This window comes from Allosphingosinicella deserti (genome assembly GCF_003012735.1).
Taxonomy (GTDB): Bacteria; Pseudomonadota; Alphaproteobacteria; order Sphingomonadales; family Sphingomonadaceae; genus Allosphingosinicella; species Allosphingosinicella deserti.
The window spans coordinates 606,768-619,517 of sequence record NZ_PXYI01000004.1 but is presented as its reverse complement, the minus strand read 5'-3'; the positions used below and the strand labels follow the sequence as shown (position 1 = coordinate 619,517).

12 protein-coding genes are annotated in these 12,750 nt (G+C 65.9%); 4 read left to right on the top strand and 8 right to left on the bottom strand.

Annotated elements, in window-relative coordinates; genetic code table 11:
- Positions 1-13 precede the first annotated feature (13 nt).
- The 7 genes from C7I55_RS15020 to C7I55_RS14990 all read right to left on the bottom strand — a co-directional run bounded on the left by C7I55_RS15020 (position 14) and on the right by C7I55_RS14990 (position 8,986).
- Positions 14-1,060, bottom strand: a complete 1,047-nt coding sequence (locus C7I55_RS15020) for an ExeA family protein (protein ID WP_106513760.1) — start codon at positions 1,058-1,060, stop codon at positions 14-16.
- A gap of 15 nt (positions 1,061-1,075) precedes the next feature.
- A complete protein-coding gene (locus C7I55_RS15015; RefSeq protein ID WP_106513759.1) occupies positions 1,076-2,653 on the bottom strand; it encodes a porin family protein in 1,578 nt (525 codons plus the stop codon).
- Positions 2,654-2,715: 62 nt separating this feature from the next.
- Positions 2,716-3,690, bottom strand: coding sequence for a P-loop NTPase family protein (locus C7I55_RS15010; RefSeq protein WP_106513758.1), 975 nt, complete (start codon positions 3,688-3,690; stop codon positions 2,716-2,718).
- Positions 3,691-3,700: 10 nt separating this feature from the next.
- Positions 3,701-5,233, bottom strand: a complete 1,533-nt coding sequence (locus tag C7I55_RS15005) for an XrtA system polysaccharide chain length determinant (protein ID WP_106513757.1) — start codon at positions 5,231-5,233, stop codon at positions 3,701-3,703.
- A 51-nt stretch (positions 5,234-5,284) separates the two neighbouring features.
- Positions 5,285-5,929 (bottom strand): XrtA/PEP-CTERM system exopolysaccharide export protein, encoded by a 645-nt coding sequence (locus C7I55_RS15000; protein ID WP_106513756.1) that lies wholly within the window; start codon positions 5,927-5,929, stop codon positions 5,285-5,287.
- Positions 5,930-6,251: 322 nt separating this feature from the next.
- The gene (locus C7I55_RS14995; RefSeq protein ID WP_106513755.1) at positions 6,252-7,487 is read right to left on the bottom strand and encodes a pyridoxal-dependent decarboxylase, exosortase A system-associated; all 1,236 of its coding nucleotides are present in this window, start codon (positions 7,485-7,487) and stop codon (positions 6,252-6,254) included.
- The gene (locus tag C7I55_RS14990) at positions 7,484-8,986 is read right to left on the bottom strand and encodes an acyl-CoA ligase (AMP-forming), exosortase A system-associated (RefSeq protein ID WP_233222222.1); all 1,503 of its coding nucleotides are present in this window, start codon (positions 8,984-8,986) and stop codon (positions 7,484-7,486) included. Before C7I55_RS14990 ends, C7I55_RS14995 begins: the two co-directional genes overlap by 4 nt.
- 46 nt (positions 8,987-9,032) lie before the next feature.
- On the opposite strand from C7I55_RS14990, the gene C7I55_RS14985 reads away from it, so the two are divergent.
- From C7I55_RS14985 to C7I55_RS14970, 4 genes are read left to right on the top strand one after another with little or no spacing between them, the layout of a single operon-like run.
- Positions 9,033-10,001 (top strand): GNAT family N-acetyltransferase, encoded by a 969-nt coding sequence (locus C7I55_RS14985; RefSeq protein ID WP_233222221.1) that lies wholly within the window; start codon positions 9,033-9,035, stop codon positions 9,999-10,001.
- A 30-nt stretch (positions 10,002-10,031) separates the two neighbouring features.
- Positions 10,032-10,310 carry an acyl carrier protein gene (locus tag C7I55_RS14980; RefSeq protein WP_106513753.1) on the top strand — a complete coding sequence of 93 codons (279 nt, stop codon included), beginning with the start codon at positions 10,032-10,034 and terminating at the stop codon, positions 10,308-10,310.
- Positions 10,307-10,966, top strand: coding sequence for an alpha/beta hydrolase family protein (locus tag C7I55_RS14975; RefSeq protein WP_106513752.1), 660 nt, complete (start codon positions 10,307-10,309; stop codon positions 10,964-10,966). Before C7I55_RS14980 ends, C7I55_RS14975 begins: the two co-directional genes overlap by 4 nt.
- Complete coding sequence (locus C7I55_RS14970; RefSeq protein WP_106513751.1) at positions 10,951-11,739, top strand: hydrolase 1, exosortase A system-associated; 789 nt, start codon at positions 10,951-10,953, stop codon at positions 11,737-11,739. Before C7I55_RS14975 ends, C7I55_RS14970 begins: the two co-directional genes overlap by 16 nt.
- A 3-nt stretch (positions 11,740-11,742) precedes the next feature.
- On the opposite strand, the gene trxB is transcribed toward C7I55_RS14970, so the two are convergent.
- Positions 11,743-12,708, bottom strand: coding sequence for a thioredoxin-disulfide reductase (gene trxB, locus C7I55_RS14965; protein ID WP_106513750.1), 966 nt, complete (start codon positions 12,706-12,708; stop codon positions 11,743-11,745).
- Positions 12,709-12,750 lie beyond the last annotated feature (42 nt).

Sequence of the window (12,750 nt, the reverse complement as noted above, 5' to 3'; positions counted from 1 at the left end):
GGCTCTCCCGCCGTCAGGCGGCGTTGCTGCGATAGCCCGGCGCGTCGCTGTTCTCGACCCACTCGACGAGCAAGGTCAAGACGCGGCGCAGGACGATGTCCTGCTCATCGACCTTGGCCTCGAGCGCTGCGACGCGGCGCTCGAGCGCGAGATCGCGCACAGGTTCCGCATTCGTGACCGAGGCCGCGGCGGCATAAGGCGGCACTGCGGCCGGACGCAGCGTGTGGACTCGATCCGAGATCTGCGGCTTGTCGGCTGCCATGTCCGCGACCACCGTCTCGATCGCGGCGGTGCCGATCCGATCGAGCTGCTCGATCGCGCCGTGCAACAGGATGCGATTGGCAAGCTGGTTGAGCTTGCGCGGGATCCCGCCGCTGTGGCGATGCATGGCTGCATAGGCCGGGGCATCGAAGGACGGCCGTCCGGTCCACCCGGCGATCGCCAGGCGATGAACGATATAGGGCTCGATCTCGGCCGGCTCCATCGCATCGAGATGATGCGCGGCGATAACCCGTTGGCGAAGCTGCTCGAGGCCCGGGTCGGTGGCGAGCCGATCCCGGAACTCCGGCTGTCCGAGCAGAAATATCTGAACCAATGCACGGCCTTGTCGCGTGTAATTGGAAAGCATTCTCAGCTCTTCGAGGGCCGAGGTCGGCAGGTTCTGCGCTTCGTCGACGATCAGCAAGGTACGCTTGCCCCGATCGGCGTCGTCGCTCATCTGCTGCTCGATACGATCGAGCAATTGTGCCTTGGGTACGCCGGTGGTCGGAATGCCGAGAGCGATGGCGGTCATCCGCAACATGTCGTCGCCCTCGACCTGAGTCGAGACCAGGCTGACCGCGTTCAGCCGCTCGCGGTCGATCGTCGCGAGCAGGTGCGCCACGAGCGTCGACTTGCCGGCGCCGATCTCGCCGGTGATCGTGATGAAACCCTCACCTTGGGCGATGCCGTAACCGAGATAGGCCAGAGCCTTTTTGTGGGTCTTGCTGTCGAACCAGAAGCGGGCATCCGGGGTCAGCTGGAACGGCCGGGCGGAAAGGCCGTAATAGTCCGTGTACATGATCGTCCGTCCTTCTCAGAAGGCGTAGCTGAGGCCGAACAGGAGCGATCCGACGGTGCTGTCGAACTCCCCGGCCTGGCTGGTGTAGAGACCCGCGGCGACATGGGCGCGGATGTTGTCCGCGAACAATCGCCGCTCGTAATTGGCGGTGACCCCGGTCAGGAAGCTGCTGCCGTCGCCGGGGATGCCGCTGTCGAACCAGCCGGCATAGGCGCCGACTCCGAAGCTCGACGTGCGGGTCAGTTCGCGGGTCGCCGAAGCGCTGAGGCTGAGATTCTTGTCGGTGACCCCTTCCAGAATGAAGCTGCTGTCCGGCGGTGCCAGATAGCGGCGCGTGTCGTAGCTGGCGCCGACCCCGAAGCTCCAGGGCCCCCGCCCGCCGGAAAGTAGGATGTTGGCGCCGCGGTTGCGGAAATTGAAGCTTTCGATCGAACGCAGCGCATCGTCGAAGCAGGTGCCGGTACCGGGATCGTTGCCGAACGTGCAGCCGCCGATGCCGATCGGGCCGCCGGTCATCGGATCGCGGCGCTGGTCGAAGCCGCGGGGCACACCAGCGAGATCGGTGACGAGCAACCGTCCGAAGCTTGAGACATTATCATAAATGGAAGCGCTAAGCGCATAGGATCTATTGATCCGATGCTCGAGCGAGCCGAGGAAGGTCGTTCCGCCATAGCGGTGACCGACCCGCGCCTGAAGCTCGGTTCTGGGGCTCGGCCGCCATAGGATACCGGCATCCCAGATCAGTCCGCTCTCGTCATAAGCGACGAGGCGCGGCCTGGATGGGTCCGCGATCAGGCGGCCGTTGGCATCGATCACCGGCAGTCCGCCGGCGTCGCGCCGGAAATTCTGCAGCGAGCTCTTCTGATCCTCGACGCCGATCCCCCCAGTCACCGCCAGGGTCGGCGAGACTGGAACAACGACGTCGGCACGTGCATATTTTCCCTCGAACGCCGCGTCCAAGCGGTTCATGTCCTCGCGGACGTAGCCGCCGCCGACCGTCCAGCCGAACGGCAGCGCGCCCGGATCCATGCCGACGCTTGCCGTGAGATTGTGGACGGTGCTGCTCGTGTAGCGGTCGAAACGCGCCTGGTTCGCCTGGAAGTCGCCCCCGGCCAGGCTGTCGTCGTCGACATAGACATAACCGAGACGATAGGCAGCGTTGACGTTCAGCGGCCCGGCATGGGTCGACAAGGTCGGGCCGGCATAGGCGCTGTATACCTCTGCGGCGCCGTTGTCGGCGGCGCGGAAGTTGGGCACCGGCTGGCGCGGATCCGCGGAGGCCCTCGCGGCCATCGCCCCCGCGTCAAGCGAGAGCACACCGGGAACGGCGTCGAAATGGACTGCCGCGAGCCCCGAATGACTGTCATCATCCTCGACGTCGCCATTCCAGCCGATCCTGCGCTGGTAATCGTAGCTGATGGTCGCCGTGACCCGGCGGCCCTCGTAGCTTGCCTCGACGCCGCCCCCGACCCCGGTATAGGTGAGCACGTCGCCGTCGTTGAAGTCGGCGGTGAGCACCTGCTCGATCTGCAGGTAGGGATGGACGCTGGTACGCCCCGCGCCGTTGACGCTCGCCGAACCGGCGATTGCCATCGCTGCAGCAAGCGCTATTGAAGCTAAGCTTCGCCCACTAAACCACGGTTTTTCGGCTGTTTTCATTGGCCATATCCGTAATAGCTGCCGAACCGGCGGCCGTTGACGGCGAAACCCGTGCCGTTCAGCAGGAGCCGGATTTCGTCGCAGGCGGAAAGAAGCCCGATCGCTTCGCGCAGATCGGCCTCGTGGGTCTGATCGGCCCGCACCACCATCAGCAGCTGGCCGACATGGGTGGCGAGCACGGTCGCCGGCGAGGCCATCAGGGCCGGCGGAGAATCGAACAGGATGATGCGGCGCGGACTGGCAAGCTTCGCGAGCAGGGTCCGAGTGCGCTCCGAAGAGAGCAATTCGGTAACATCAGGGACCGGACTACCCGCCGGGAGCAAAGAAAGCCCACGAACGTCCGTGCGGATGACGAAGCTTTCAGGATCGCGCTCAGGATCGGCAAGCGCATCGGTGAGCCCCGGGCCCGCCGCAACGCCGAGGATCTCGAGGATCTCCGGCTTTGGAAAATCGGCATCGATGAGCAGGACCTCGAGGTCCTTCTCCGCGGCCAGCGACAGCGCGAGATTGATCGCGCAAAAGGTCTTTCCCTCGTTCGGCTGCGCCGAGCAGACGAGGATGTTGCGTCCCTTGTCGTCGGCACGGGCGATTCCGCGCAGCAGCTGCCGTTTGACGATCCGGAACTCTTCAGCGATCGCGCTCCCAGCCGCTTCGGGCGCAATGAAGCCGCCGCTGGCGAGGGCCTCCCGGTCCACCTTGGCGACACGCCCGCTCGCAGGGGCCGGAGCGGATTGCACCGGCCGCGCGGCGCGCGGGCCGGCGGTCTCGATTACGCGGATTGGGTCCGCCAACTTCGAGGCCGCCGCTTCGATCCCCGATTCGGGTGCCGCTACCGGTCCCGCGACCGGCGCGGGCATCGAGTCGGCGACCGGGCGCACTCCCGCGGCCGGCGGTCCCAGGCCGAAGCCGTAAAGCTCCGCTGCCCGCTCGAGGAGCGAACCGCTGGCGCGAAGGGGGCTTTGATCGTTCATCTCTTTGCCCTCACGCAACCGTGCTACGCTGCCAGAATTCGACCGCCATCAGCAGCGCGTAGCTTGCCGCCAGGGCCCCGCCCCCGCCGCCGAGCCACAGCAGATGCTGGCGGCGCCTGGCCTTGACCGCGTCGGTGACGACCTCGCTGATCGATCCGAGCACCGGCAGGCCGGTGATCGCCTCGAGCCGCCCCTGCGTCGGAAACGTCGTCTGCAGCTGGCCCCAGACGAAGGCGAGACCGACGCCGGCCGCCAATGCGGCGAACAGGATCGCGGTGAGCAGGATCGGCCTGTCCGGCGAGGTCGGAATGCGCGGCGCCGACGGCGGATCGATGACCTTGAACTTGACCGCGGCCGTCTTGCTCTGGACATCGCTGCGCAGACGGACCTGCTCGCGATCCTCGAGCAATTTGTCATACTGGCGCTTCAGCACTTCATAATCGCGGTTGAGCTGCGCCTGCTGCGCGGCCACGCCCGGCTCGGTCGCTTGCTTGGACGAGAGCTCGGCCAAATCGGCGTCGAGCTGGGCCTTGCGCACCGAGCTCGCCTGCACCTGAGCCTCGCGCTCGGCCACCATGCCGCGCAACGAAGAATAAGCCGGGTTCGGCATGCCCGCAGCGCCGGACGGCCCTTCACGGGCGGCCAGCGGCCTCAAGCGGGCGATCTGCGCCTTGAGCGCAACCACATCGGGATGGGCATCGGTCCAGCCGCGCGCTGCCGCCTGGGCGAGCTGCGCCTGAAGCAGTGTTAGTTGCGACGACACCGAGCCATTGTCGGCGCCGGCGATACCCGGAAGCGTCGGCGGAGTGCTGCCGAGCTGCGAGCGCAGCGCAACGAGCGAGCTTTGCGCCTGCATCAACTGCTGCTCGATTCCGGAAAGCTCGGCGCGGGCCGCGGCCATGCGCGAGCCGATCGACCCTTCGCCCGGCAGCACGCCCAGATATTTCTGCTCGAACTCGACCCGGCGCTGCTCGGCGGCCTGCAGATCCTGTTCGCGGCGCTGCAGCTGCTCGTCGAGGAAGGTGAGGCTTTCGGTGGCTTCGTCGCGGTCGCCGGAAAGGTTCGCCTCGACGAACAAGTCGAGAAGGTTCTGGACGATGCCGGCGGCAAGCTTGGCGTTCTGGCCGTTGGAGAAGCCCGAAATGCTCGATGTCGCGCTGATCTCGAACAGATTGTCCTGCTGCGCGGTGACCTTGATCACCTTGCGCAGCGCATCGACCTGGACGGCCAGATCGCGCTTGGTCGCGACGAGGTTGTTCAATTCTGTGCGCCGCACGACCTTTTCGAGATTGTCGGTCGAGGTCAGCGTCTGCTTGATGCGGGTGATGTCGTTCTGGCGATCGGCCGCGGTGATCCCGACCTGGGTCGGCAGGATCGACTGGAGCTGGACGAAGACGCGCGCCTTGGATTCATAGCTGTTGGGGATCAGCGCGACAACCAGCCAGCCGACCAGGCACAGCCCCCAGGCGGCACCGAGCGCAAGCCAGCGACGCCGCCACACCTGGTGAAGGGCAATGCGCAGCTGTTCGTAAAGTCCGTCCATCCGTGGCGTGATCCTGGTCGAGAGGAAGCGAGGTCGTCGGCGAGCGACGGCTCAGAACATGCTTTCGGGGATGATGATGACGTCGCCGGGCTCCAGGCGGACGTTGGCCCCGGTGTCCCCCTTCTTGAGCAACCGTGCGATCTTCAGATCATATTCCTTTTGCGCGCCCGAGGCCTTGTCGTGGCGGATCAGCCGCGCGCGATCGCCCGCGGCATATTCCGAGAGACCGCCGACCTCGATCATCGCGTCGAGCAGGGTCATGTTGGCGCGATACGGCAGCGATGCAGGCTTGGCGGTCGCGCCAACGATGCGGATCTGCTGGCCGAAGGTGCCCTGGAAGCTGTCGACCATCACCGACACGCGGGGATCTTCGACATATTGGGTGAGCGCAAGGCGCAGATCCTCGGCAAGCTCGGCCGGGGTCTTGCCGGCGGCCTGGAGGTCCGAGATCAGCGGCGTCGTGATCATACCGTCAGGCCGGACCTGCACCTTCCCACCGAGGTCGGTGTTGCGCCACACGAAGATGTTGAGGCTGTCGAGCGGCCCGATGATGTATTTCTCGCCGGCGATGTCGTCGGAGCCGACGAAGGTCGCCGCCGGGAGGCGGTTTCCGGTCGATGGCGTCGATGCGCAGCCGGTGAGGGCTGCAGCACTGACGCCGGCGGCGAGAGCGAGCTTGACCATGTTGACGCGCATCAACTTCTTCCTCTTCCGATCCGCCATTCCTGCCTACGGGCGCGGAACAGCCGCAGATTTGGCTCTGCTATCCTCTGAAGAGGTAAAATTACCGTTAGGAACAATCGCTTTTTGGGCTGCGTCCCGAATGGGGACTGCCGCTGCGACGACGGTTAACGAGACGTTTCCGGCCCGTGCAAGCTAAAGCAGATCATGCTCGACAATGATCGTCGGGGCCGCTGCTTTGGCTGAGGCATGAATCAACTGAAGATGCTGGAGAGACGATTTTCAGACCCGCAATCTTCATGCCCAGGCGTTCACAACAGGCAAGAAAGTTCGCGCTTTACATGTCGCCGATCAAAAGCTCCCGGGCCGGAGGGTGGCCGAGGAACGTCTCCGGGCTTGCCGAGCGGCCATAGGCACCGGCCACGAACATCGCGACGACATCGCCGACATCGGCACGCGTCATCATGACGTCGTCGGCGAGCCGATCGAGTGGCGTGCACAGGCAGCCGACGATGCTGACCTCCTCGTCGGGCGCCTGGCCGAAGCGGCTGGCGATCGCCGCCGGAAAATTGCGACGCACGACCTGGCCGAAATTTCCGGATGCGGCGAGTTGGTGGTGCATTCCGCCGTCGGTGACCAGGAAGGTCTTCCCGAAGCTGATCTTTCGGTCGACGATCCTCGTCAGGTAGACTCCCGCTTCCCCAACCAGCCAGCGCCCGAGTTCGATCGCAAAGCCGGAGGCAGCGAGGATCCTAGGCCGCGCTGCGAGCACCTCTTGAAGCGCCGCGCCCACCGTCTCCACGTCGAGCGGATGATCGCCGTAGACGTAGGGAATTCCGAAGCCTCCGCCGAGATTGACCATTGGAGGCGCCGTACCGGCCTCGCCGGCCAGCCGGGCTGCGAGGGCGATGGTCGCCGCCTGTGCCTCGATCAGCGCCTCGGCGGACAGGGCTTGCGATCCCGCGAAGATGTGGAAACCGCGGAAGTCGGCTTCGGCTTCGACCAATGTGCGAACCAAAGCCGGCACGCGCTGGGAATCAACTCCGAACGGGCGCGCGCCCCCGCCCATCCGCATGCCGGAGCCCTTGATCTCGAAATCTGGATTCACCCGTATTGCAAGCTTTGGCCGGCGGCCGCGGGCGCGACCAATCGCCAAGGCTCGATCCGCCTCGCCTTCGGATTCCAAATTCAGCGTGACTCCGGCATCGATAGCCGCACCGAGTTCGTCGTCGCGCTTGCCGGGCCCGGCGAACGAGATGCTTGAGGGTTCGCAGCCGGCAGCGATCGCCATGTGCATCTCGCCGGCAGAGGCGACATCGAGCCCGTCCACGTGCTTCGCGATTTGCGCAAGCAACGGCGCATATGGATTTGCTTTGACAGCATAATGCAGATTGACGCCGGAAAAGCAGGCGCGGAAGCGGGCGATCCGCTCGGCGACGAGTCCGGCGTCGTAGACGAACACAGGTGTGTCCCCCGCTTCCGCGATGAGAGCGTCAGCCCTGCGCCCGCCGATCAGCAGCATGCCGTCGTCCGCGTCAAAGCCTGGCGGGATCCCGCCCATCGGCTTGCTCATGCCATCAGTTCCTGCTTCAGCCGCTCGCGATCCAGCTTGCCGTTGGGCGAGCGCGGCAATTCCTCGCGCCACAGAATCGCGGACGGCTGCATGAAATTGGGGAGTTCGCGGCGGAGAAACGCACGCAGCGCTTCGTCCGGACCGTGGCCGCGCACGATCAGCGCGATCGCTTCGCCGAGGCGATGATCAGGGTAACCGAGTGCCACCGCCTCGGCGACGAGGCCGCTCGCCACCGCGGCCTCCTCCACTTCGGTCGGGCTCACCCGGTTGCCGCTGGTCTTGATCATCGCATCCTCACGGCCCACGAAATAGAGCAGGCCGTCTGCATCGGTGCGCACGCGGTCGCCCGACCAGACGGCGATGCCGCCATGACGCGACTCGGCCGGCGCCGGCCTGAATCGCTCCGCCGTGCGCTCCGGATCGCTCCAATAGCCCTTGGCGACGAGCGGCCCTGCATGGACGAGTTCACCCTCTTCTCCCGGCTCCGCAACGCGCCCGTCGGGTCGAATTGCGAGCACTTCCGCGAATGGGATCGCCGCGCCGATCGAATCGGGATGGTCGTCGAGCAACGCAGGATCGAGCGTCGTCGAGCGAAACGCCTCGGTGAGACCGTACATGAGATGGATCTCCGCCGCGGGAAACAGTTCCCGCAAACGCCGAACGATCGAAACGGGCACGCGCCCGCCCGAATTGGTCAGCCGGCGCAGCGACAGCGCCGCCAGTGGCGGCCAGGCGGCCTCGACCAGTTGCACCCACAAAGGCGGCACGCCCGCCAGGGTGGTGATGTGGTGCGCCTCGATCGCACGGATTACGTCCTTGGCGGCGAGATATTCGATGGGCACCACCGCAGCGCCTGCCGCCCACGTCGAAAGCAGCTGATTTTGTCCGTAATCGAAACTGAGCGGCAGCACGCCCAGCACCCGATCTTCCGGCGTCAGCCCAAGATAGGAGGCGACGCTGATTGCTCCGAGCCAGAGGTTCGCATGGCTGAGCATCACCCCTTTCGGACGACCCGTGGACCCCGAGGTGTAGAGCAAGGCCGCAAGATCGTCCGGATCTGCGCTGGAGGGATCCAGGCGCTCCTCACTCGCCAGCAGGGCGGCGCCTTCTTCCTCCGCCAAAGCGGGACAGGGAAGATCCGCTTGTGCAAGGGTCGCAAGCCGGGCCTTGCCGCTGATCAGCAGGTTGGCGCCGCTATCGGCGAGAATATGCGCGACCTGGGTCCGCTTGAGCAGTGGGTTGATGGGCACGTTGACGAGCCCTGCGCGGGCGCAGGCGAGCGGCAGGAGGCTGGTCATCCGGCTCTTGGGCAGCCAGCTTGCAACACGGCTGCCCGGAACGAGCTCCCTCGCCCGCAGCGCGCCCGCAAGCCGTGCCACCGCCTCTTCAAGCTCGGCGTAGCTCAACACGCCTTCGCGCGTGAGAAGCGCCGGCGCGGTGGGAGCGCCGAAACCGGTAACGTGGTCGAGCGGTCGTGGTGTTGGATCGGGGGCTTGCACCTTGGCTCCTGGCTGCGCCACATCTGAGGCGAAGGGGATTAGCGCTTTGGCCGCCGGGGTGGAACTGTTCGATGACTGGGATGCGGTCGCGGCGGAAAATGGCGCGGAGCTGGACGCGCGCCCGTGCCTGTTCGAACGTTTGTCCTGGTTCCGCCTGCTGGCGCGCCACTGCCCGCCGCCTGGGCGATTGCTCGCCATCAAGGCCGGAACCTGCTGGCTGTTCCTGGTGCGGAACGGGCGCCGCGCCGCAGCCTATGGCAATTGGTACAGCCTCCGCGTCGGCCCGATCGGCGACCCCGCGCGCATCGGCGCCATCGCGTCTGCCGTCCGCGCCGCCGGGATCGCGTCCGTCGAGCTGACGCCGGTCGACCATCCGGAGCAGGTCGCCACAGGCTTTCGGTCGGCCGGATGGATCGTGTTCACCTCCGCGGCGACGGCGTCCTGGCGCCTCGATGCCGAAGGGCTCACCTTCGCAGACTATTGGGCGTCACGACCCTCGCGCCTCCGCAACACTGCCGAGCGCCGTGCCAGGGCGATCGACACCGAAGTCCACCGCCGGTTCGATGCTCGGGCCTGGGCCGCCTATGAAGACATTTATCGCGCGAGCTGGAAGCCTGAGGAAGGCGCGCCCGCTTTCCTGCGCGATCTCGCCGAGCAGGAAGGCGATCGTCTCCGACTTGGTATTGCGCGGCACCTGGGGCGTCCGGTTGCCGCCCAACTCTGGTTCGTTGAAAACGGAACGGCGACCATCCACAAGCTCGCCTACCGTGAAGACGCGAGGCACCTTTCTCCCGGCACAGTTCTGTCGATGGCAATGTTCCGCGCCGCGCTCGATGAGGATCGGGTGGCGTGGATCGACTACGGAACCGGAGACGAGCCCTACAAGGCGGAGTGGATGGCCGAACGGCACATATTGTGGCGGATCGAAGCTTATTCGCCCCACACCTTCACCGGCCTTGCCGGCGCTCTTCGCCGACTGGGGTCCGGCCTTGTCCGCCGCAGCGCGAGGCGGTAGGCCGCGGGAAACTCAAAAGGATTGCAGACGATGGTTGCCGCGTTGAACGACGATCAGGAAGTAGACGCGACCTTGCGCGCCGTGCTCGTCGATGTGCTCGGTCTCGGAACGGACCAGGTAGCCGCTTTCACCGAGTCGACCGCCCTCTTCGGCGATCTGCCGGAATTCGACTCCATGGCTGTTGCCGGGCTGCTCAGCGAGCTCGAGGAGCGGCTCGGCATCCTGATCGAGGATGACGAGGTCGATGCCGAGATGCTGGAAAACTATGGTCGTCTGCTCACCTTTCTTCGGGCCAAGGCCCTCAGGTGAGCCGAGGCGATCTCACCTACGATCGCTACACAAGCAACGGCAGTGAAGAATGGCTCATGCGGATCGGCCCTCGCGGCGGCCCCGCCTTGCTGTTCCTGCCGCCCTTCTTCGAAGAACTGAACCGCAGCCGGGCGATGCTCGTGCGGACAATGCGCGCGCTTGCTGCGCGCGGCTGGACCTGTGTGCTGCCCGATCTCCCCGGCGCGGGCGAGAGCGGGCGTCTGTTAGAGGATATCGGCTGGGACGATTGGCGCAGTGCAGCCTTCGATTCGGCATCGAAGGAAGTGATCGCCACCGTATCGATCCGCGGCGGGTGCCTGCTCGATGACGTGCTTGCCGCGCGCGGCGCCTGGCGCCTCAGCCCAGTGTCTGGCGCCGCCCTCCTCCGCGATCTCGATCGGACCCGCATCGCCGACGATGGCGCCACCGGGGGCTATACGCCATCAGCTGCCTTGCGAGCCGGGCTGATGGCTGCGACGCCCATCGAAAATACATTGGTGCGCACCGTTCGTCTGTCGAGCGACCGCGCCGACGCGGATCACAAGATTGATGGCGCACCGCCGTGGCGGCGTGCAGAACCTCAGAGCTCGTCCGAGCTTGCCGAACTACTCGTTTGCGATATCGACACTTGGGTGCGCGCATGCGTCGCCTCCTGACCTTTCACTGCGAAGGCGATACGCTCGGCGCCAGCATCGATACGGCGGCCGGCACCAAGGGTCTGCTGTTCGTCACTGGCGGTACGCAGACCCGGATCGGTGCGCACCGGCTGTTCGAGCGACTGGCCGCAGCGCTCGCAGCGGAGGGATTTCCCTGCTTCCGCTTCGATCGACGCGGCGTCGGTGACAGCGAAGGCGAGGATCCGGGCTGGCGCGGCAGCGGCTCGGATATCGGCGCCGCCGCCGATGCCTTCCGTCGGGAATGCCCCTCATTGCACCGAATCATCGGCCTCGGCCTGTGCGATGGTGCCACCGCGCTTGCACTGTATGGCGCACATGCGGGCGTCGACGGGCTGATCCTGCTCAACCCTTGGCTGGTCGAGACCGCGCCGGGAGAGCCGGCACCGGCGGCCATCCGCCGTCATTATCAGGAGCGGCTCACCAGTCCTGAAGGTTGGCGAAAAATCGCCTTCGGGTCGCTATCGTGGCCGAAGCTTCTGGGAGGGCTTCGGAGGATCGCCCTGCCCCCTGACCGCGCTTTGGCGGAGGCTTCGGCACTTGCGCTCAAGGCCCTGTCGGGCGGAGTCGAAGTCGTTCTCGCCAGCGACGACGAGACGGCGATCGCCGCCGAACGGGAACTTGCCCGGCCGATCTTTGCAGGGATCCTGCGTCGGGCGCCGGTAACGATCGAAACCGGATCGCACACCTTTGCGCGACCGGCCGACCTCGATCGGCTGCTGGCGGCCGTTGAAGAGGCGCTGGGGCGCATCTGACGCTCAGGCCGCGACGGCGGCCTCGAACTCGGCTTCGGCAAGGAAGCGCTCGGCGTCGAGTGCGGCCATGCAGCCGGTGCCGGCCGCGGTAACCGCCTGCCGGTAGGTCTTGTCCATCACGTCGCCGCAGGCGAACACGCCCTCGACGCTGGTGCGAGTGGTGCCGGTTTCGACCGCAATATAGCCGTCCTCATCAAGCTTCAGCTTGTTCTTGAACAATTCGGTCGCGGGCGAATGTCCGATCGCGACGAAGCCGCCATCGACCTCAATCTGCGAGATCTCGCCGGTCTTGGTGTCCCGAAGCGAAATGCCGGTGAGGCCTTCCGGATCGCCGCCGGCGATGAACTTGTCGACGGCCTTGTTCCACAGGATCTTGATGTTCGGGTGTGCGAACAGCCGGTCCTGAAGGATCTTCTCGGCACGAAGACTGTCGCGGCGGTGGATCAGCGTGACGTCATGACTGTGGTTGGTCATGTAAAGCGCCTCCTCGACCGCGGTGTTGCCGCCGCCGATCACCGCCACCTTCTTGCCGCGGTAGAAGAAGCCGTCGCAGGTCGCGCAGGCGGAGACGCCCTTGCCCTTGAGATGCTCCTCGGAGGGCAGGTTCAGCCACTTGGCCTGCGCACCGGTCGCGATCACCAGCACGTCGCCGGTGTAGATCGTGCCTCCGTCGCCGATCAGCCGGAACGGCCGCCGCGTGAGATCGACCTCGACGATATGATCCCACATCATCTGCGCCCCGACATGCTCGGCCTGCGCCTGCATCTGCTCCATGAGCCACGGACCCTGGATAACGTCCCGGAAGCCTGGATAATTCTCGACATCGGTGGTGGTGGTGAGCTGTCCGCCCGGCTGGATGCCCTGGACGACGATCGGCGCCATACCGGCACGGGCGCCGTAGATGGCGGCCGACAGGCCGGCAGGGCCGGAACCGAGGATGAGCATACGGGTGGAATGGGTGGCGGTCATGCGTTCTGGATCCGAATGTGCGTTTCGCGGCTGAGATAGGGT

Excerpts from the sequence above, each read along its gene's own strand:
- C7I55_RS15020 (WP_106513760.1), bottom strand. The coding sequence starts at position 1,060 with ATGTACACGGACTATTACGGCCTTTCCGCCCGGCCGTTCCAGCTGACC.
- C7I55_RS15015 (WP_106513759.1), bottom strand. The coding sequence starts at position 2,653 with ATGGCAATCGCCGGTTCGGCGAGCGTCAACGGCGCGGGGCGTACCAGC.
- C7I55_RS15010 (WP_106513758.1), bottom strand. The coding sequence starts at position 3,690 with ATGAACGATCAAAGCCCCCTTCGCGCCAGCGGTTCGCTCCTCGAGCGG.
- C7I55_RS15005 (WP_106513757.1), bottom strand. The coding sequence starts at position 5,233 with ATGGACGGACTTTACGAACAGCTGCGCATTGCCCTTCACCAGGTGTGG.
- C7I55_RS15000 (WP_106513756.1), bottom strand. The coding sequence starts at position 5,929 with ATGCGCGTCAACATGGTCAAGCTCGCTCTCGCCGCCGGCGTCAGTGCT.
- C7I55_RS14995 (WP_106513755.1), bottom strand. The coding sequence starts at position 7,487 with ATGAGCAAGCCGATGGGCGGGATCCCGCCAGGCTTTGACGCGGACGAC.
- C7I55_RS14980 (WP_106513753.1), top strand. The coding sequence starts at position 10,032 with ATGGTTGCCGCGTTGAACGACGATCAGGAAGTAGACGCGACCTTGCGC.
- C7I55_RS14970 (WP_106513751.1), top strand. The coding sequence starts at position 10,951 with ATGCGTCGCCTCCTGACCTTTCACTGCGAAGGCGATACGCTCGGCGCC.
- trxB (WP_106513750.1), bottom strand. The coding sequence starts at position 12,708 with ATGACCGCCACCCATTCCACCCGTATGCTCATCCTCGGTTCCGGCCCT.